This window comes from Haemophilus haemolyticus, assembly GCF_003493685.1.
GTDB classification, from domain to species: Bacteria; Pseudomonadota; Gammaproteobacteria; order Enterobacterales; family Pasteurellaceae; genus Haemophilus; species Haemophilus haemolyticus_O.
Map to the genome: position 1 here is coordinate 40,230 of NZ_QQJW01000012.1, position 20,771 is coordinate 61,000.

The 20,771-nt window shown below is 39.4% G+C and carries 17 protein-coding genes and 2 tRNA genes; 16 read left to right on the top strand and 3 right to left on the bottom strand.

All coding sequences use genetic code 11. From position 1 onward, the window contains the following. Positions 1-73 precede the first annotated feature (73 nt). On the top strand, positions 74-4,324 hold the full coding sequence (rpoC, locus tag DV434_RS08875) for a DNA-directed RNA polymerase subunit beta' (RefSeq protein ID WP_118785787.1): 4,251 nt from the start codon (positions 74-76) through the stop codon (positions 4,322-4,324). Positions 4,325-4,518: 194 nt separating this feature from the next. Then, on the top strand, positions 4,519-5,463 hold the full coding sequence (gene tehA, locus DV434_RS08880) for a dicarboxylate transporter/tellurite-resistance protein TehA (RefSeq protein ID WP_192881505.1): 945 nt from the start codon (positions 4,519-4,521) through the stop codon (positions 5,461-5,463). Positions 5,464-5,514: 51 nt separating this feature from the next. Here tehA and tsaA read toward each other — a convergent pair whose 3' ends face one another. Further along, on the bottom strand, positions 5,515-6,234 hold the full coding sequence (gene tsaA / locus DV434_RS08885) for a tRNA (N6-threonylcarbamoyladenosine(37)-N6)-methyltransferase TrmO (RefSeq protein WP_118785786.1): 720 nt from the start codon (positions 6,232-6,234) through the stop codon (positions 5,515-5,517). Between the two features lie 61 nt (positions 6,235-6,295). Here tsaA and menA point away from each other — a divergent pair, with 61 nt between their 5' ends. The 3 genes from menA to DV434_RS08900 all read left to right on the top strand — a co-directional run bounded on the left by menA (position 6,296) and on the right by DV434_RS08900 (position 9,296). After that, positions 6,296-7,207 (top strand): 1,4-dihydroxy-2-naphthoate octaprenyltransferase, encoded by a 912-nt coding sequence (menA, locus tag DV434_RS08890; RefSeq protein WP_118785785.1) that lies wholly within the window; start codon positions 6,296-6,298, stop codon positions 7,205-7,207. A 51-nt stretch (positions 7,208-7,258) separates the two neighbouring features. Next, positions 7,259-7,756: a ribonuclease E activity regulator RraA gene (gene rraA / locus DV434_RS08895; RefSeq protein WP_118785784.1), complete on the top strand. Its 498-nt coding sequence runs from the start codon at positions 7,259-7,261 to the stop codon at positions 7,754-7,756. Positions 7,757-7,910: 154 nt separating this feature from the next. Next, positions 7,911-9,296, top strand: a complete 1,386-nt coding sequence (locus DV434_RS08900; protein WP_118785783.1) for a DASS family sodium-coupled anion symporter — start codon at positions 7,911-7,913, stop codon at positions 9,294-9,296. Positions 9,297-9,401: 105 nt separating this feature from the next. Here the strand turns inward: DV434_RS08900 and folD are convergent, their stop codons facing one another. Next, positions 9,402-10,250 carry a bifunctional methylenetetrahydrofolate dehydrogenase/methenyltetrahydrofolate cyclohydrolase FolD gene (folD, locus tag DV434_RS08905; protein WP_118785782.1) on the bottom strand — a complete coding sequence of 283 codons (849 nt, stop codon included), beginning with the start codon at positions 10,248-10,250 and terminating at the stop codon, positions 9,402-9,404. Between the two features lie 178 nt (positions 10,251-10,428). Between folD and DV434_RS08910 the strand changes: the two genes are divergently transcribed. From DV434_RS08910 to htpX, 9 genes are all read left to right on the top strand, one after another. Next, a tRNA-Pro gene (locus DV434_RS08910) sits at positions 10,429-10,505 on the top strand. A 48-nt stretch (positions 10,506-10,553) separates the two neighbouring features. Next, a tRNA-Arg gene (locus tag DV434_RS08915) sits at positions 10,554-10,630 on the top strand. 110 nt (positions 10,631-10,740) lie between these two features. Next, positions 10,741-13,512: an RNA polymerase-associated protein RapA gene (rapA, locus tag DV434_RS08920; protein ID WP_118785781.1), complete on the top strand. Its 2,772-nt coding sequence runs from the start codon at positions 10,741-10,743 to the stop codon at positions 13,510-13,512. 2 nt (positions 13,513-13,514) lie between these two features. Beyond that, a complete protein-coding gene (rluA, locus tag DV434_RS08925; RefSeq protein WP_118785780.1) occupies positions 13,515-14,174 on the top strand; it encodes a bifunctional tRNA pseudouridine(32) synthase/23S rRNA pseudouridine(746) synthase RluA in 660 nt (219 codons plus the stop codon). 26 nt (positions 14,175-14,200) lie between these two features. Further along, positions 14,201-14,779, top strand: a complete 579-nt coding sequence (locus DV434_RS08930) for a rhomboid family intramembrane serine protease (RefSeq protein WP_118785779.1) — start codon at positions 14,201-14,203, stop codon at positions 14,777-14,779. 29 nt (positions 14,780-14,808) lie between these two features. Further along, entirely contained in the window at positions 14,809-15,561 is a 753-nt protein-coding gene (locus tag DV434_RS08935) for a DeoR/GlpR family transcriptional regulator (protein WP_005643940.1), read from the top strand. 127 nt (positions 15,562-15,688) lie between these two features. Then, on the top strand, positions 15,689-16,441 hold the full coding sequence (locus DV434_RS08940; protein ID WP_118785778.1) for an MlaA family lipoprotein: 753 nt from the start codon (positions 15,689-15,691) through the stop codon (positions 16,439-16,441). Between the two features lie 57 nt (positions 16,442-16,498). Then, positions 16,499-16,888, top strand: a complete 390-nt coding sequence (locus tag DV434_RS08945) for a RidA family protein (protein WP_005630808.1) — start codon at positions 16,499-16,501, stop codon at positions 16,886-16,888. Positions 16,889-17,051: 163 nt separating this feature from the next. Next, entirely contained in the window at positions 17,052-17,906 is an 855-nt protein-coding gene (gene htpX, locus DV434_RS08950; RefSeq protein WP_421800595.1) for a protease HtpX, read from the top strand. A gap of 42 nt (positions 17,907-17,948) precedes the next feature. On the opposite strand, the gene tusA is transcribed toward htpX, so the two are convergent. Beyond that, a complete protein-coding gene (tusA, locus tag DV434_RS08955; protein WP_118785776.1) occupies positions 17,949-18,188 on the bottom strand; it encodes a sulfurtransferase TusA in 240 nt (79 codons plus the stop codon). A 115-nt stretch (positions 18,189-18,303) separates the two neighbouring features. On the opposite strand from tusA, the gene DV434_RS08960 reads away from it, so the two are divergent. Both DV434_RS08960 and DV434_RS08965 read left to right on the top strand, forming a co-directional pair. Further along, the gene (locus tag DV434_RS08960) at positions 18,304-18,924 is read left to right on the top strand and encodes a YigZ family protein (protein ID WP_118785775.1); all 621 of its coding nucleotides are present in this window, start codon (positions 18,304-18,306) and stop codon (positions 18,922-18,924) included. A 2-nt stretch (positions 18,925-18,926) separates the two neighbouring features. Then, positions 18,927-20,390, top strand: a complete 1,464-nt coding sequence (locus tag DV434_RS08965) for a TrkH family potassium uptake protein (RefSeq protein WP_118785774.1) — start codon at positions 18,927-18,929, stop codon at positions 20,388-20,390. Positions 20,391-20,771: the final 381 nt, after the last annotated feature.

The window sequence follows — 20,771 nt, forward strand, 5'->3', positions numbered from 1 at the left end:
GCCGAAGTGCGGTGGAAAAACATCGAAATTTTTAACCGCACTTTAAACCTTTAACTCCGACAGGAGAACATTTGTGAAAGACTTAGTTAAGTTTTTAAAAGCACAGTCAAAAACCAGTGAAGATTTTGATGTGATTAAAATTGGGTTAGCTTCCCCAGATATGATCCGTTCTTGGTCATTTGGTGAAGTGAAGAAACCTGAAACCATTAACTACCGTACGTTCAAACCTGAACGTGATGGTCTTTTCTGTGCGCGTATCTTCGGGCCTGTAAAAGATTACGAATGTTTATGTGGTAAATATAAACGTTTAAAACACCGTGGTGTAATTTGTGAAAAATGTGGTGTTGAAGTCACTCAAACTAAAGTTCGTCGTGAACGTATGGGCCACATTGAACTTGCATCGCCAGTTGCGCATATTTGGTTCTTAAAATCGTTACCATCTCGTATCGGTTTACTTTTAGATATGCCATTGCGTGATATCGAACGTGTACTTTATTTTGAAATGTACATCGTGACCGAACCAGGTATGACGGACTTAGAGCGCGGTCAATTATTAACTGAAGAACAATACCTTGATGCTGAAGATCGCTGGCAAGATGAATTTGAAGCGAAAATGGGTGCTGAAGCGATTCAAGATCTTTTAAAAGGTATGGATCTTGAAGCTGAATGTGAAAAATTACGTGAAGAATTACAAGAAACTAACTCTGAAACTAAACGTAAAAAAATCACTAAACGCTTAAAATTATTAGAAGCATTTGTTCAATCTGGTAATAAACCAGAGTGGATGGTGATGACTGTATTACCAGTTCTTCCACCAGATTTACGTCCGTTAGTGCCGTTAGACGGCGGTCGTTTTGCGACTTCAGATCTGAACGATTTATATCGTCGTGTGATCAACCGTAACAACCGTTTAAAACGTTTATTAGATTTAATTGCGCCAGATATTATTGTGCGCAACGAAAAACGTATGTTACAAGAATCTGTTGATGCATTATTAGATAATGGTCGTCGTGGTCGTGCAATTACGGGTTCTAACCGCCGTCCGTTAAAATCATTAGCGGATATGATCAAAGGTAAACAAGGTCGTTTCCGTCAAAACTTATTAGGTAAACGTGTTGATTATTCCGGTCGTTCTGTAATCACTGTGGGTCCATACTTGCACTTACACCAATGTGGTTTGCCGAAGAAAATGGCCTTGGAATTATTCCGTCCGTTTATCTACGCTAAATTAGAAAGCCGTGGTTATGCAACGACAATCAAAGCAGCGAAGAAAATGGTTGAGCGTGAAGATGCGATCGTTTGGGATATTCTTGCAGAAGTTATTCGTGAACACCCAATTCTATTGAACCGTGCTCCAACACTTCACCGTTTGGGTATCCAAGCGTTTGAACCGATCTTAATCGAAGGTAAAGCGATTCAATTACACCCACTCGTTTGTGCGGCGTTCAACGCGGACTTCGATGGTGACCAAATGGCGGTACACGTTCCATTAACGCTTGAAGCTCAATTAGAAGCGCGTGCGTTGATGATGTCAACCAACAACGTGCTTTCACCAGCAAACGGTGATCCTATTATCGTTCCATCACAAGACGTGGTATTAGGTCTTTACTATATGACCCGCGAAAAAGTGAACGGTAGAGGCGAAGGCATGTTATTGCAAGATCCTCGCGAAGCTGAAAAAGCATATCGTACAGGCGAAGCAGAATTACATTCTCGCGTGAAAGTACGTATTACTGAATATGTGAAGAATGAAGCTGGCGAATTTGATGCGAAAACCACGCTGACTGATACAACTATAGGTCGTGCGATTTTATGGATGATTGCACCACAAGGTATGCCTTATTCATTGTTTAATCAAACATTAGGTAAAAAAGCAATTTCTAAACTGATTAACGAAGCTTATCGTCGTTTAGGTTTAAAAGAAGCGGTAATGTTTGCTGACCAAATTATGTATACCGGTTTTGCTTATGCGGCACGTTCTGGTTCATCAGTTGGTATTGATGATATGGAAATTCCAGCGAAGAAATACGAAATTATTTCTGCAGCGGAAGAAGAAGTGGCAGAGATCCAAGAACAATTCCAATCAGGTCTTGTGACTGCAGGCGAACGCTATAATAAAGTAATCGATATTTGGGCTGCAGCGAATGAGCGCGTAGCGAAAGCGATGATGGAAAACTTATCTCAAGAAGAAGTCATCAACCGCGAAGGTAATCCTGAAAAACAAGCATCCTTTAACAGTATCTTTATGATGGCTGATTCTGGTGCGCGTGGTTCTGCAGCTCAGATTCGTCAGTTAGCAGGTATGCGTGGTTTGATGGCTCGTCCAGATGGTTCGATCATTGAAACCCCAATTACAGCAAACTTCCGTGAAGGTTTGAACGTATTACAGTACTTTATTTCAACCCACGGTGCGCGTAAAGGTTTGGCGGATACCGCATTAAAAACAGCGAACTCAGGTTACTTAACTCGTCGTTTAGTTGACGTAGCACAAGACTTAGTGATCGTAGAAGATGACTGTGGTACGCACGAAGGCTTAGTCATGACCCCATTAATCGAAGGTGGTGATGAAAAAGTTCCACTTCGTGAATTAGTGTTAGGTCGTGTAGCAGCAGAAGATATTTTAAAACCGGGTACAGAAGAAGTATTAATTCCTCGTAACACGTTATTAGATGAAAAACTCTGTGATGTGTTGGATGCAAACTCTGTAGACAGCGTAAAAGTACGTTCTGTTGTAACTTGTGATACTGATTTTGGTGTATGTGCGAAATGTTATGGTCGTGATCTTGCGCGTGGTCATTTAATTAACCAAGGTGAAGCTGTGGGTGTTATTGCTGCTCAATCTATCGGTGAGCCGGGTACACAGTTAACCATGCGTACGTTCCATATCGGTGGTGCGGCATCTGCGGCAGCTAAAGAATCTAGTGTACAAGTTAAAAACACTGGTACATTACACTTAATGAATGCGAAATTCGTTACTAATGATGAAGGTAAATTAGTATTAACTTCTCGTAATACTGAATTAACTATTACCGATGCATTTGGTCGCACTAAAGAACACTATAAAGTGCCTTACGGTGCGGTGTTAAGCAAAGGTGACGGTCAAGATGTAACGGCTGGCGAAACTATCGCAAATTGGGATCCACATACAATGCCAGTCGTCTCTGAAGTATCTGGTTTTGTGAAATTCGTTGATATTATTGATGGCTTAACTGTAACGCGTCAAACTGATGAATTAACAGGTTTATCATCAATCGTGGTTCAAGATGTGGGTGAACGTGCTACTGCTGGTAAAGATTTACGTCCAACCATTAAATTAGTTGATGCAAATGGTAACGACATTTTCTTACCTGAAACTGATGTTCTTGCACAGTACTTCTTACCTGGTAAAGCAATTGTAAGTTTAGACGATGGCGCAGCAGTGAAAGTAGGTGAACCATTAGCACGTATTCCGCAAGAATCTGTGGGTACTAAAGATATTACCGGTGGTCTACCGCGCGTTGCGGATTTATTTGAAGCACGTAAACCAAAAGAACCAGCTATCTTGGCTGAAATTTCTGGTATTGTGTCTTTCGGTAAAGAAACCAAAGGTAAACGCCGTTTATTAATTACTCCTGCGGAAGGCGAAACTTACGAAGAAATGATTCCAAAATGGCGTCAGCTCAACGTATTTGAAGGTGAAATGGTACAACGTGGTGACGTAATTTCTGATGGTGCTGAAACACCACATGACATTTTACGTTTACGTGGCGTGCGTGCAGTAACTGAATACATTGTGAACGAAGTACAAGATGTTTACCGCTTACAAGGGGTAAAAATCAACGATAAACATATCGAAGTTATCGTTCGTCAAATGTTACGTAAAGCGGTAATTACTAAAGCTTACGACTCAGAATTCCTAGAAGGGGAACAAGTCGAAGTCGCTCGCGTGAAAATCGTTAACCGTCAACGTGAAGCAGAAGGCAAACCACCAGTTGAGTTTGAGCGCGAATTATTGGGTATCACCAAAGCGTCTCTTGCGACTGAATCCTTCATCTCTGCCGCATCGTTCCAAGAAACTACTCGTGTTCTTACCGAAGCAGCAGTGGCAGGTAAACGTGATGAATTACGTGGCTTAAAAGAGAACGTAATCGTAGGTCGATTAATTCCTGCGGGTACAGGTTTTGCGTATCATCAAAATCGTCACAAACATCGTTTAGTTGATGATGTCGTAGCGAAATTATCTGAAGAAGATGAAGCTGCTATTGCTGATGAGTTTGTCATGACTGCAGATGATGCAAGTGCAAACTTAGCTGAAATGCTTAATATGGCAGATGATGCGGAATAATTAATTCCCTATATGAGAAAACCCGAATGAAAGTTCGGGTTTTTTATTTGAATGAAAATTAGTAGACGTTTTATTCCATAACAATAAGTTTGTTTCTTTATAGAAATTTCACAAAAATTTGAGATTTTTAGAAAAGTCCGTTGTTGATGGCTGTGCTACACTTCGCTCAAATTTTTCAAAATAAGGATAATATTATGAGTACAACAAAACCTTTTCCTCTTCCAACGGGATATTTCGGTATTCCTCTTGGTTTAGCAGCTTTATCTTTGGCTTGGTTTCATCTAGAAAACTTATTTCCTGCTGCGCGAATGGTAAGTGATGTTCTTGGTATCGTAGCAAGTGCGGTCTGGATTTTATTTATTTTAATGTATGCGTATAAACTTCGTTATTACTTTGATGAAGTTCGTGCAGAGTATCATTGCCCAGTTCGTTTTTCCTTTATTGCGTTGATTCCTATTACAACCATGTTGGTGGGCGATATTATTTATCGTTGGAATCCTTTAATAGCTGAAGTGATGATTTGGATTGGTACTGTAGGACAGTTACTTTTCTCATCATTGCGTATCAGTGAACTATGGCAAGGTGGTGTATTTGAACAAAAATCCACTCGTCCTCCGTTTTATTTGCCTGCGGTAGCAGCAAATTTCACAAGTGCAAGCTCATTGGCATTACTCGGTTACTATGATTTAGGTTATTTGTTCTTCGGCGCAGGAATGGTTGCATGGATTATTTTCGAGCCCGTATTATTACAACATTTGCGAATTTCATCTCTTGAGCCACCATTTAGAGCCACAATGGGCATTATTCTTGCACCAGCATTTGTGGGCGCATCCGCTTATTTGTCACTCAATCATGGCGAAGTGGATACTTTAGTTAAAATTCTTTGGGGATATGGATTCTTGCAATTATTTTTCTTATTGCGATTATTCCCTTGGATTGTGGAAAAAGGACTTAACATTGGCTTATGGGGATTCTCATTCGGATTAGCGTCTATGGCAAACAGTGCTATCGCTTTCTATCATGGCAATGTTTTACAAGGCGTGTCTATTTTTGCCTTTGTTTTCTCAAATTTAATGATTGGCTTATTAGTTCTAATGACAGTTATTAAATTAGCTAAAGGGCAGTTTTTCTTAAAATAAGGCATTAAATCGACTAAGGCAGGGATTCCCTGCCTTATTTATATATGTCATCTATTTGTCTTTTTCTATTTCAATCACTTCTACACAATTCACCGTGCCCGCTTTAATTCGCCATTTCACATTAAATTCGTACAAACTCATTCCATAAATACGATCACTAGGTTTACCTTGTTGGTAGGCGGGGCGCGGATCTTGTTCTAGCACTTGGCGAATAAAACGACTTAAGTGCGGTCGTTTTTCTTCTCGTTTTTTTACCGCACTTTGGGCTTGCTCGGTAAATTCAACCGTCAATTTTGCTGGTGGTTTTTCTTGGGCAAAGCTCGATTGCGCATTGGATTCACTATCCGCATAGGCAATATAGGGTTTGATATCGAAAATGGGCGTGCCATCCACTAAATCCACCGCACCTAAATGGAGAAAAACGTTACCGTTGATGCATTCTACTTGACGTAATTCGACTTTGGATAAACCGAGAGGATTTGGGCGGTGCGTTGCGCGTGAGGCAAACACGCCAACTCGTTGATTACCGCCTAACCGCGGAGGGCGTACGGTGGGTTGCCATTTTCCTTGTTGGATTTGGTCGAACTGAAAAATTAACCAAAGGTGACTGAATTGTTCCAATCCTCTCACGGCTTCAGGCGAATTATACGGTGGTAAGAGTTCTACAATGCCTACTCCGTCTTCAACTAAATTAGGTTGGCGTGGTACGGAGAATTTTTCTTTATAAGGCGTGTGGATAATGGCGATAGGCGATAAGGTTAAATCATTCATAAATTGGGTGTCTTAGTGTAGAATACGCGGCTTATTGTAATCAAAAGTGCGGTCAAAAAAAATGACAAATGAAAAATTGAAAATGTGGTGGGAGACGGCTAGACCGAAAACTTTGCCCTTAGCGTTGGCATCGATTTTCACGGGTTCGGCATTAGGTTATTGGGCGAATCCACAAGGTTTTAATGGGCTTGTAATGGCGCTTTGTTTACTCACGACAATTTTATTACAGGTGCTTTCTAATTTTGCCAATGATTATGGGGATCATCAAAAAGGTTCAGATACTGAAGAGCGTATTGGGCCATTACGTGGCATTCAAAAAGGCGCCATTTCAGCAAAAGAACTGAAATGGGGATTAATTCTAATGGTGATGGCAAGTTTTTTTTCAGGAAGTTTCTTGATTGGAATCGCTTATGAAAGCCTCTCCGATTTATTCGTTTTCGCTGCGCTTGGCATTTTAGCTATTGTTGCTGCCATTACTTATACGGTTGGGGCTAAACCTTATGGCTATATGGGATTGGGCGATATTTCCGTATTGGTATTTTTTGGTTTGCTTGGAGTTGGCGGCACTTATTATTTGCAAACTCACAGTATTGATAGCCACATTATTTTGCCTGCTATTGGTTCTGGCTTATTGGCAAGTGCGGTATTAAATATCAATAATTTACGCGATATTGAACAGGATGTGAAAGCTGGCAAAAATACCCTAGCCGTTCGTTTAGGTGCGTATAAAGGGCGAGTTTATCATTGTATTTTATTAAGTGTGGCGGCCTTATGTTATTTAGTATTTGCTTTAACAACGGCCATTTCTTGGACAAATTATTTATTTGTATTGGCAATGCCGCTGTTAGCTAAACATGCGATCTTTGTTTATCGCAGTCAGCAGCCAAGTGAATTGCGTCCAATGTTGGCTCAAATGTCTATGATTTCGTTATTAATCAATATCTTGTTTAGTTTAGGCTTGCTTATCGGCTAAATCGGCATATACTAAAGCAAACAAAATTTCAACAATCGATAGGGGAAAGTTATGTTTATTGATACTTCAGAACTTTGCGATCTTTATGCAGAACAAGTGGATGTAGTGGAGCCAATTTTTTCAAGCTTTGGTGGCGTAAGTCATTTTTACGGTAAAGTCACTACGGTAAAATGCTTTGAAAGTAATGGGTTAATTGCTGAAGTATTAGAGGAAAACGGCGAAGGTCGAGTGCTTGTCGTTGATGGTGGCGGTGCTGTACGCCGTGGTTTGATTGATGCAGAATTGGCTCAACTTGCCGTTGATAATGGTTGGGAAGGCATTATTGTATATGGTGCAGTACGCCAAATTCAGCAATTAGAAAACCTCGATATTGGTATTCATGCTCTTGCACCAATTCCAGTCAGTGCAGATGAAAGCAGCGCTGGTGAGAGTGATGTTCCAGTAAATTTTGGTGGTGTCACCTTTTTTCCAGAAGATTATATTTACGCAGATCTGACAGGAATTATACTTTCGCAAGAGCCTCTAGATTTAGAAGATTCGGACGAATAATACGAAAGAGCAAAAGTGCGGTTAAAAATAACCGCACTTTTTTTATCGAAATTTATTGCACTAGATCACATTTCTGAAAATTGGGCGTTGCAACTTATTAACATTCATTTAACATTATAGGCTGTTTGAGTTAGAACACTAACGGAGGAACTTTATGAGTGAGATGAAATCTTTCAAAAACCACAAAAATGGCATTATTTTTATTTTAGATATAGTGCTGTTTTTTGTGTTATTAAAAGTGCTGCCTTATGAGCCAAAAGCAAATGCTGGTTTAGCTTTATTGGCTTTTGTCGCAGTGCTTTGGTTAACTGAGGCATTGCATGTTACGGTTACCGCATTATTGGTGCCATTATTGGCGATTGCGCTAGATTTAGTGAGTACTAAGCAAGCTTTAGTGGCTTTTGCTGATCCTACAATCTTTTTATTTTTTGGTGGCTTTTCTTTGGCTACAGCCTTACATATTCAAAAACTTGATAAAATGATTGCTAATAAGATTATGGCGTTAGCGCGCGGTAATTTATTTATTGCCATTATTTATCTCTTTTTGATTACAGCCTTCCTTTCTATGTGGATGAGTAACACGGCAACTGCAGCTATGATGTTACCACTCGCAATGGGGATTTTAAGCCAACTTGATCGTGAGAAAGAACATAATACTTATGTGTTTGTGTTGTTAGGGATTGCTTATAGTGCATCAATTGGTGGTATGGGAACCCTTGTAGGTAGTCCGCCGAATGCCATCGTGGCAAGTAACCTACATTTAACTTTTGCAGATTGGTTATGGTATGGTTTACCTATTATGATTATTTTGTTACCAATTATGATTGGTACGCTTTATATTATTTTCAAACCAAAACTCCATCTTAATTTTGAGCAATCTTTTGAAAACATTGAAATGAATTCAGTGCGTGTATTAACACTTGTTATTTTTGTTGTAATTGCTTTAACTTGGGTATTTAGTGGGCAAATTAATCCGCTGATTTCAGGCTTACTTGGTTTGCAGAAAAATATTGCGAGCTTCGATAGTGTTGTCGCTTTATTAGCGGCTATTGTGATTTGTTCTACGGGCATTGCAAGCTGGAAACAAATTCAAGAAAGTACCGATTGGGGCGTATTAATGCTTTTCGGTGGTGGATTAACATTAAGTGCGGTATTGAAGGATTCCGGAGCAAGTAAAATTTTAGCTGATAGCATTGTCTTTATGATTGAAGGACAACATTTCTATCTTATTGGCTTGTTAGTTGCGGTGTTCATTATTTTCTTAACTGAATTTACTTCTAACACAGCAAGTGCGGCACTGCTCGTTCCAATCTTTATTTCTATTGCCCAATCATTGGGTATGCCAGAAATTGGTTTAGCATTAATTATTGGTCTTGGTGCATCTTGTGCCTTCATGTTACCGGTTGCAACGCCACCAAATGCTATTGTATTCGGTTCTGGTCAAGTGAAACAAAGTGAAATGGTAAAAGCTGGTTTCGTATTGAATTTAGTGTGTATCGTTGTGATTGCGACTGTCGGTTATATGTTCTGGTTGAACTAATTTAGATTTGATTATTTACAGAATTCTTTAGTGATTAAAATAAATGGGTTAAAGCAAATAAGGCTTTAACCCATTTTTCTTGTGATAAGATTCTTTTATACAAAGCTATTTGTTGTGTTCATAAGCGTAAAGCGTATTGCTCATTAACATAGCAACGGTCATCGGTCCAACACCGCCAGGAACGGGGGTAATATAGGCTGCTTTTTCGGCTGCTTTGTCAAACTCTACATCGCCTACTAATTTTCCATCTAGGCGGTTAATTCCGACATCAATGACTACCGCACTTTCTTTGATCCAATCTCCGGGGATCAAATTCGGCTTACCTACCGCGACGACAAGTATATCTGCTTGGCGAATATGGCTTTCTAAATCTTTAGTGAATCGATGAGTTACTGTGACCGTTGCCCCTGCTAATAATAATTCTAAAGACATTGGGCGTCCGACAATATTGGATGCGCCTACAATTACTGCGTGTTTGCCATGTAGGTCAATCCCTGTTGTTTCTAATAGCTTCATTACGCCATAAGGGGTGCAAGCACGCAAAGTCGGAATGCGTTGGCATAAAAGCCCAACATTGTAAGGATGGAAACCATCCACATCTTTTTGCGGGTCAATTCTTTCAATTATTGCTTCTGTATTAATTTGTTTGGGTAACGGTAGCTGTACCAAAATACCATCAATATTTTTATCTGCATTAAGCTGGTCAATAACTGCTAACAATTCCTCTTGCGTGGTTGTATCTGGCAGATCATAAGATTTAGAGAGAATACCAATTTCTTCACAACTTTTACGTTTATTACCGACATAGACTTGCGAAGCGGGATCTGCACCCACGAGAATGACTGCAAGTCCAGGCGCGCGTTTTCCTTGCTTAATGTAATGGGTGATTTTATTTGCCACATCGGCTTTAATCTTTTTTGAAAGTGCGGTACCAGAGATGATTTGTGCGGTCATTGAGCTGTCCTTTTGAATGATGGGAAAGAAAGCGTTTGCTATTTTAGCGGACAATGATTTTTTTACAACGAAAAAGGGGACGTTTTTCCTAAACTGGAATAATTTTGAACAATTAAATTAAAAAATCAAAAAATTAATTGACTGAGATAAAAACAAACCTATAATTGACCGCACTCGTCGGCGAGTAGCGCAGCTTGGTAGCGCAACTGGTTTGGGACCAGTGGGTCGTAGGTTCAAATCCTATCTCGCCGACCACTTCTTTTATATTGTCTTGAAATTCCGTACAAAAGAAATCCTTTGAATGCGCCCTTAGCTCAGCTGGATAGAGCAACGCCCTTCTAAGGCGTGGGTCAAAGGTTCGAATCCTTTAGGGCGTGCCATTTATCTCTTCAATCTATTTTTTATTCTCTTTTATTAATTTCTTTTGCTATTTAAGCAAGCTACAATACGCCCCCAAGTTTTATCAATGTAAATCAGAAAGAGAATAATTATGCCCTTTGCTATTGGTCAGCGTTGGTTAAGTGAAAGTGAAAACGCTTTAGGATTAGGTATCATTACCGCATTAGATCAACGAACCGTCACGATTTATTTCCCTGCGGCGGATGAAACGCGTATATATGCCGCTGCACAAGCGCCTTTAAGTCGAATTGTATTTAGCAAAGGCGAAACATTATCCCATCAAGCTGGCTGGCAAGGCGAGATTTTAGACGTTCAAAATATGAACGGTTTGTTGTTTTATTTAGTTAAAAATCCACAAGATGAAGATGTTATTGTGCAAGAACGTGATATTTCACCGATTATTTCTTTTAGCCAAGCAAAAGATCGCCTCTTTTCAGCGCAAATTGATCGCAGCACTCATTTTGCATTGCGTTATCGCACGCTTTGTCATCAGCAAGCACAATTTAAATCGCCATTGCGTGGTTTACACGGAACGCGTGCAAGTTTAATTCCCCATCAGCTTCATATTGCAACAGAGGTTGGTAATCGAGTTAATCCTCGCGTGTTATTGGCGGATGAGGTTGGTTTAGGGAAAACCATTGAAGCAGGAATGATTTTGCAAAATCAACTTTTTGCTGAGAAAGTGCAACGTGTTCTTATTATCGTGCCAGAAACCTTGCAACATCAATGGCTGGTAGAAATGCTTCGTCGTTTTAATTTGCATTTTGCACTTTTTGATGAAGAACGTTGCAACGATTTTGATCTTGATGCCGTTAATCCGTTTACAACTGAAAGTTTAATTATCTGCTCGCTGAACTGGTTAGAAACGCATCCAAACAGAGTAGAGCAGGCGCTCAATGCTCAATTTGACTGTTTAATTGTGGATGAGGCACATCACCTCGTGTGGTCCGAAAACTCGCCAAGTGCGGCTTATTTATTAGTTGAACAGCTTGTTCGTATCATTCCATCCGTCTTGTTACTTACTGCAACCCCAGAACAACTTGGGCAAGAAAGTCATTTTGCTCGTTTGCGCTTACTGGATCCAGAACGTTTCTTTGATTATCAAACCTTTGTGAAAGAGCAGGAACGCTACCAACCTGTGGTTAATGCTGTTGAATCTTTGCTGGCAAATAAGACATTAAGTGCGGTAGAAAAAAATCATATTTCTGATTTGTTGCTTGAACAAGATGTCGAGCCACTTTTTAAAGCGATTGCATCAAATAATGATGAAGAACAGCATCGTGCCCGTCAGGAATTGATTCAAGCCTTAATTGATCGTCACGGCACGGGTCGAATGTTATTTCGCAATACACGTCAAGGCGTGAAAGGTTTTCCACACCGTGTTTACCACCAAATTACACTCTCGGAAGAGAATGATAAAATTGATTGGCTGATTGATTTCCTCAAACTCCATCGCGATAAAAAAATTTTTGTGATTTGTCAGACAGCGGCAACGGCGATTCAGTTAGAACAAATTTTGCGTGAACGTGAGGCGATTCGCGTCGCAGTGTTTCACGAAAAAATGTCGATTATTGAACGAGATAGAGCCGCCGCTTATTTTGCGGATTTAGAAAACGGTGCACAGGTTTTACTGAGCTCGAGTATTGGCTCGGAAGGGCGTAACTTCCAATTCGCAGCAAATTTAGTGTTATTTGATTTACCGACAAATCCTGATTTATTGGAACAATGTATTGGTCGATTAGATCGTATTGGACAAAAACGTGATGTACAAATTTATGTGCCTTGTGCGAAAGATTCGCCTCAAAGTCGTTTAGCGCATTGGTACAATGACGGGCTGAATGCTTTTGAACAAACTTGTCCAATGGGAATGGCATTATTTGCCCAGTTTTCTGATGAGTTAGAAAAAGTGCGGTCAAATTCTACCGCACTTTCAGAGAATGAATTTTCTGAATTATTAAAACAAACTAAAACCGCTCGGGAAAAACTCAAGATTGAGTTAGAAAAAGGTCGTGATCGTTTATTAGAGCTAAATTCCCATGGCGGTGAGCAAGCACAGGCGTTAGCGGATCAAATTGCGGATGAAGATAATTCGCCTGAGCTTGTGAATTTTGCTTTAAAATTATTTGATATTATTGGCGTAGAGCAAGAAGATCTTGGCGCAAATAGTATTGTGATTAGCCCAACAGGGACAATGCTTGTGCCAGATTTCCCTGGTTTAAAAGAAGAAGGTGTGACGGTTACCTTTGATCGAGAACTTGCCCTTGCTCGCGAAGAAATGGAATTCTTGACTTGGGATCATCCAATGATTCGTCAAGGTATTGATCTTGTTGCTTCTGGTGATATTGGCAAAGCCACAATGGCATTGCTTGTGAATAAACAACTGCCCGCTGGAACCTTATTAATTGAATTGATTTATATAGTGGAAAGTCAATCGCCAAAAGGGTTACAGCTCAATCGTTTCTTGCCGCCAACGCCTATTCGCCTGTTGCTTGATAACAAAGGAAATAACATTGGTGAGCAGGTTGCCTTTGAAACATTGCATAGCAAATTGAAACCGCTTGGTAAAAATATTGCTAATCAAATGGTGAAAATGGCACGGAGTAATATTGAAGCCTTGATTACACGAGGCGATCAACTCGTAAAATCTTTAGCTGAACCGATTATTACCGAAGCTAAAAATCAGGCAGATCAACAATTAAGCGCAGAAATTAATCGTTTGCAGGCTTTGCGAGCGGTAAATCAAAATATTCGCCAAAGCGAAATTGATATTTTGGAACAACAACGAACACAATCACTGGATGAGCTTTCTAAAGCAAATTGGCGTTTGGATTGCTTGCGTATCATTGTGACGAACAAGGAATAAAAATGGCATTGATTGAATATAATCCGCCTCTTGAACCTTATTTAGATATTATTTATCAAGATAATCATTTGTGCGTGGTGAACAAACCGAGCGGTTTGCTTTCCGTACCGGGCAATCAACCACAATATTACGATAGCGCAATGGCTCGAGTGAAAGAAAAATTCGGTTTTTGTGAACCGGCTCATCGTTTGGATATGGCAACGAGCGGTATTATTGTGTTTGCTTTAAGTAAGGCGGCAGATCGTGAATTAAAACGTCAATTTCGCGAACGTGAACCGAAAAAACATTATCAAGCGATTGTTTGGGGGCATTTGGAGAAAGATTATGGCGAGGTAAATTTGCCGATGATTTGTGATTGGGAACATCGACCTCGCCAACGTTTGGATTTCGTTTTAGGAAAAAGAGCGGTCACAAAATTCGAAGTTTTAGCACGTTTGCCCAATAACAGTACTCGCGTGAAACTGACGCCCGTGACAGGCCGATCTCATCAATTACGCTTACACATGTTAGCATTGGGGCATCCAATTCTAGGCGATAAATTTTACTCTCATCCTCAGGCTAAAGCTATGTCGCCAAGATTATGCTTGCACGCAGAAGAATTGACGATTACCCACCCCATTACAGGGGAAACAATGACTTTTAATGCGAAGTCCGATTTTTAAATTTGCGCAGAAGCACGAGATCACGAATGAAAAACTTTTTAGCTCAACAAGGAAAAATCACCTTAATTCTCACCGCACTTTGCGCGCTTATTTATCTTGCTCAACAGCTGGGTTTTGAAGACGATATTATGTATTTGATGCATTACCCCGCTTACGAAGAGCAAGATAGTGAAGTGTGGCGTTATATCTCACATACATTGGTACATTTATCTAATTTGCATATTTTGTTTAATCTGTCTTGGTTTTTTATTTTTGGTGGCATGATTGAGCGCACTTTTGGTTCGGTCAAATTATTGATGTTGTATGTTGTAGCATCTGCTATAACAGGGTATGTGCAAAATTATGTGTCTGGCCCCGCTTTCTTTGGGCTTTCTGGTGTTGTATATGCTGTGTTGGGTTATGTATTTATATGCGATAAATTGAATCATCATTTATTTGATCTGCCAGAAGGTTTTTTCACCATGTTATTGGTGGGGATCGCATTAGGTTTTATTAGCCCCTTATTTGGTGTTGAAATGGGAAATACAGCACATATTTCAGGCTTGATTGTCGGTCTTCTTTGGGGATTTATTGATAGCAAATTGCGCAAAAATTCGCTAGAGTAAGTCCGTTTAATTTGGATAAAGGATTCGCTATGAAACAATCGTTACGGCATCAACAAATTATTAAACTGGTGGAACAATCCGGCTATTTAAGCACGGAAGAACTGGTTGCTGCCTTAGATGTTAGCCCTCAAACAATTCGCCGTGATTTGAATATTTTGGCGGAGTTAGATTTAATCCGTCGTCATCACGGTGGTGCGGCATCGCCATCTTCTGCTGAAAATTCTGATTACGTGGATCGTAAGCAATTCTTTTCATTACAAAAAAATAATATTGCACAGGAAGTCGCGAAGTTGATTCCTAACGGTGCATCTTTGTTTATTGATATTGGTACCACGCCTGAGGCTGTCGCCAATGCATTGCTTGGCCACGAAAAACTCCGAATTGTGACGAACAATTTGAATGCCGCTCATCTTTTACGCCAAAATGAAAGTTTTGATATTGTCATGGCGGGCGGATCATTACGAATGGATGGTGGAATTATCGGCGAAGCTACGGTGAATTTTATTTCTCAATTTCGCCTAGATTTCGGGATTTTAGGGATTAGTGCGATCGATGCTGATGGTTCATTATTGGATTATGATTACCATGAAGTACAAGTAAAACGAGCGATTATTGAAAGTTCACGTCAGACCTTATTAGTGACCGATCACTCTAAATTTACGCGCCAAGCAATTGTTCGATTGGGCGAATTAAGTGATGTGGAATATTTGTTTACGGATGATGTTCCCGAGGGAATTGTCAATTATCTGAAAGGTCAGAAAACGAAATTAGTTTTATGTTAGAAATGAGAAAGTGCGGTAAAAATAACGTGTTTTTACCGCACTTTTTATATGTTTTATGGGTAAGATTTATTTTGTTGTTACTTGGCAAATTAGGTAGAATAAGCCCATATTTATATAAGGATTCAAAATGAAAATAAAGACGATTCTGACCGCACTTTTCGGCGTAATTGTGCTGACAGATTGTGCAAATAACAACGACACGAAACAAGCAAGTGAGCGTAACGATGCCCTTGAAGGGTTCAATCGAACCATGTGGAAATTTAACTATAATGTTATGGATCGTTATGTGTTAGAACCCGCTGCAAAAGGTTGGAATAACTATGTGCCTAAGCCGATTTCTTCTGGTCTTGCTGGCATTGCCAATAATCTTGATGAGCCGGTAAGCTTTGTGAACCGCTTAATTGAAGGTGAACCGAAAAAAGCATTTGTTCACTTTAATCGCTTTTGGATTAACACCGTATTTGGTCTAGGCGGTTTTATTGATTTTGCGAGCGTAAGCAAAGAGCTACGCGTAGATAACCAACGTGGATTTGGGGAAACTTTAGGTAGTTACGGCGTAGATGCAGGCACTTATATTGTGCTACCGATTTATAATGCAACAACGCCACGTCAATTAACCGGTGCTGTGGTTGATGCTGCTTATATGTATCCATTCTGGGAATGGGTTGGCGGCCCGTGGTCGTTAGTGAAATATGGTGTGCAAGCAGTGGATGCTCGTGCGAAAAATATTGATAACGCTGAGTTGTTACGCCAAGCACAAGATCCATATGTAACCTTTAGAGAAGCGTATTACCAAAATTTACAATTTAAAGTAAGTGATGGCAAATCAACAGAAAATAAAGAATCGCTTTCTGATGACGTGCTAAAAGAAATTGATTAATAAACAAAAAAGTGCGGTGAAAAATAACCGCACTTTTTATCAACCAAGGAGAAAATGATGACTCAAATTATTCATACTGAAAAAGCACCTGCAGCTATCGGCCCTTATGTTCAAGCGGTTGATCTTGGCAATTTAGTTTTAACCTCAGGACAAATTCCCGTGAATCCTGCAACAGGCGAAGTGCCAGCTGACATCGTTGCGCAAGCGCGACAATCTTTAGAAAACGTGAAAGCGATTATCGAGAAAGCGGGTTTAACTGCCGCAGATATTGTAAAAACGACAGTTTTTGTGAAAGATCTTAATGATTTTGCAGCAGTTAATGCAGAATATGAACGTTTCTTTAAAGAAAATAATCATCCTAACTTCCCTGCTCGTTCTTGCGTAGAAGTAGCGCGTTTACCAAAAGATGTGGGATTAGAAATTGAAGCGATTGCTGTAAGAAAATAATTTTCTGTTTGGTAATTTCTGCTTAAAAGTGCGGTCATAAACTCGCATGTTTTTGACCGCACTTTTTGTTTGTATACTGATAACAAAAATTTTACATTACACCTTGAATTTTTGTGAATTTTCCCCACTAAGGAAATACTTAACCCTAATTTTGAGAGAACACATTATGATGCGTATTCTTCTTTTCTTGGCAACCAATATGGCTGTAATGCTGGTATTAGGTATTATTTTAAGTGTGACTGGTATTGCAGGAAATAGCACTGGTGGCATTTTAATTATGGCGTTGCTATTTGGTTTTGCTGGTTCATTAATTTCATTATTCCTGTCTAAAACGATGGCATTGCGTTCTGTAGATGGAGAGGTGATTACTCAACCTCGTAATCAAACTGAACGTTGGTTAATTGATACCGTTAGTTGCCAAGCGCAGAAAGCGGGTATTCCCATGCCAGACGTGGCGATTTATCATTCACCCGATGTGAATGCTTTTGCTACAGGTGCAACGAAAAGCAATTCTTTGGTAGCAGTGAGTACGGGATTATTAAACAACATGACAGAGGCTGAAGCTGAAGCTGTTTTAGCGCACGAAATTTCCCATATTTCCAATGGTGATATGGTGACGATGGCATTATTGCAAGGTGTATTGAATACTTTCGTGATTTTTTTGTCTCGTGTTATCGCAACAGCGGTGGCAAGTTCGCGTAACAATAATGTAGAAGAAACGCGTAGTTCAGGCATTTATTTCTTGGTTTCGATGGTATTGGAAACGCTCTTTGGTGTACTTGCGAGTATTATCGCAATGTGGTTCTCGCGCTACCGCGAATTCCGTGCAGATGTAGGTTCCGCAAGTTTAGTGGGTAAAGAAAAAATGATCATGGCATTGCAACGTTTGCAACAACTTCATGAACCACAAAATTTTGAAGGTTCTTTAAATGCCTTTATGATTAATGGAAAACGAAGTGAACTTTTTATGAGTCATCCGCCACTTGAAAAGCGTATTGAAGCCTTACGCAATCTTTAAAAATTACAAAAAAATCGGCCGCACTTTAATGAGGCCGATTTTTTATTTTCCTTTTTTCACCCAATATTTGAACGGTGGTTTTTCCACTTCTCTTTGCAGTAACGTGTGATCCATAAATTGACAGAAACTTGGAATATCTCTTGTTGTTGCAGGATCGTCAGCAATAATCAAAAGTATTTCTCCATCGTTAAGATGACGAATATTTTTACGAACAAGCATCACCGGTTCTGGACAACGTAATCCTAAAGTATCGAGGGTTTGTGTGACGGAAATTTCAGACATATTCTTTTTTCTTTTGAAAAACAGAGCCATATCATACCGCACTTACGGCAAAATTTCGACAAATCCCACTCATCAGTGATAGACTAGTGCTACTGAAATTACCTTGAAAAAATAAATGGCGGAATACCTCGTTCCTAAAAGTGCGGTTGTTTTTGAAGAAGAAATTAAGAAAAGCCGTTTTATCACTTATTTACAGCACATCGAAGGTTTAGAAGATGCAAGAGCTTTTTGGGCAAAGATTAAACAAGAACACCCAAATGCTCGACATCATTGCTGGGCTGCCGTAGCAGGCAAACCAACGGATTCTCTACAACTTGGTTTTTCTGATGATGGCGAACCTGCTGGAACGGCAGGAAAGCCAATGTTGAGCGCATTGCAAGGTAGTCAATTAGGTGAAATCAGTGCGGTGGTGGTTCGCTATTATGGCGGTATTTTGCTTGGAACGGGCGGATTAGTTCGTGCTTACGGTAATGGCGTTCAACAAGCGTTAAAGCTGATTGAAAGCGAAATTAAAGTTGAACGAACCCCTTTCAAATTAGATTGTGACTATGGTCAGCTAAGTTTGGTGCTACAACTTTGTGAAAAATATCAGGTTGAGATTTTATCTCAAGATTTTCAGGTAAATATTCATTTGATTTTAGGCATTAGTGAAAAAACAGTCGATGTTTTTTCTTCAGAATTAACGGAAAAATCTGCGGGCAGATTAGTCATCCAACTTTTAGAGACAGGCGAATAATAGTGCATATTTTATCGATTATCCGAATTATTGGTATTCTTGTGATGTGTTTTTCTGGCACGATGCTGATTCCAGCATTCGTCGCACTGATTTATGGCGATGGTGGCGGCAAGGCATTTATGCAGGCTTTTATGTTGAGCTTGACAGCGGGCACATTGCTTTGGTGGCCATGCCATCATCATAAACAAGAATTACGATCCCGTGATGGTTTTTTGATTGTTGTGGCTTTTTGGTTAGTTTTAGGAAGCTTGGCAACATTGCCTCTTTTATTGTTCGATTCACCACATTTAACTATTGCTTCAGCTGTATTTGAAGCATTTTCTGGCTTAACTACTACAGGTGCAACGGTAATGACGGGGCTGGATAATTTACCTAAATCTATTTTGTTTTATCGTCAGTTTTTACAATGGTTAGGTGGTATGGGGATTATCGTATTGGCTGTGGCGATAATTCCGCTGTTGGGAATTGGTGGGACACAATTATATCGAGCAGAATCTTCAGGTCCTCTTAAAGATCAAAAATCTTTGCCTAAAATTTCAGAAGTGGCGAAAGCGCTATGGATTATTTATGCTTCATTAACTATTCTTTGTGCCATTGCATATTGGCTATCAGGAATGAATCTTTTTGATGCCATTGGGCATAGTTTTTCGACAATTTCAAATGGCGGATTTTCAACGCACGATGCAAGTATCGGCTATTTTAATCAAGCTTCCATTTATTGGGTTACAACAATTTTTATGCTGATTGGTGGTGTTAATTTTAGTTTACATATTTCCGCTTTTCTTGCACTAGGTAAAAGAAATATTTGGCGAAATTATTGGAAAGATCCCGAATTTCGTTTTTTTCTAACGATGCAAATTATTTTTATTGGTATTGTATCTCTATCTTTATATGGTTATGGTTTAGTTTCAGATATGAACGAGGCAGTAACAAAAGGTGCATTACAATTAACATCAATGTCAATGACTGCTGGTTATACGATTTTTGATATTGATAATCTTCCGCCTTTTATTGGGCTTTTACTGGTGATTTCTGCGGTAATTGGTGGTTGTGGTGGTTCAACAACTGGGGGATTAAAAGCGATACGAACACTTATATTGTGGAAACAAATCGATCGAGAACTGCATAGTTTAATTCATCCAAATTTAGTACAACCAATTCGAATAGGTAAAAATCGTCTAGCACCAAGAATGATAGAAAGTATTTGGGCATTTTTCATTATTTTTATATTGGTTTATTGGGGGTGTGTTTTTGCTGTTATTCTTTGTGGAATGAATGCTTTTGATGCGATGGGAGCCGTATTCGCCACATTAACGAATGCAGGACCGGGACTTGGTTTTATTCACGAAAGTTTTATTGATGTTCCAGAAAGTGCTAAATTAGTCTTTAGTTTTGCTATGATCTGTGGACGTTTAGAAATGTTTTCATTAATCGTGCTGTTTATTCCAAGCTATTGGAAAAAATAATAATTGGAAAATTATTGTATTTTTGACCGCACTTTTTAATGAAATGTTTATATTTCCATCAAAAGATCATTTTTTTAAATATTTTTACAAAAAAGTACTTGCAAGGGATTTGAAAATCCCTATAATGCACCGCACACAACGACGCACTGTTGTGAAGTTTTTTAAGTTTCCACGTGCGTCGTTGTTTTTTGCTCTTTAACAATGTATCAGACAATCTGTGTGGGCACTTGTTGATTGACTTGTTTTAAAAATATTTTTTAATTTTGAAGTCTTAATAGGTGCTTAACTGAAAATTCATCATTACTTTTTTAAGTAGTGTTTTATTTATAGCTAAGCAGTTTATTGAGCGATTGAACTTGAATTGAAGAGTTTGATCATGGC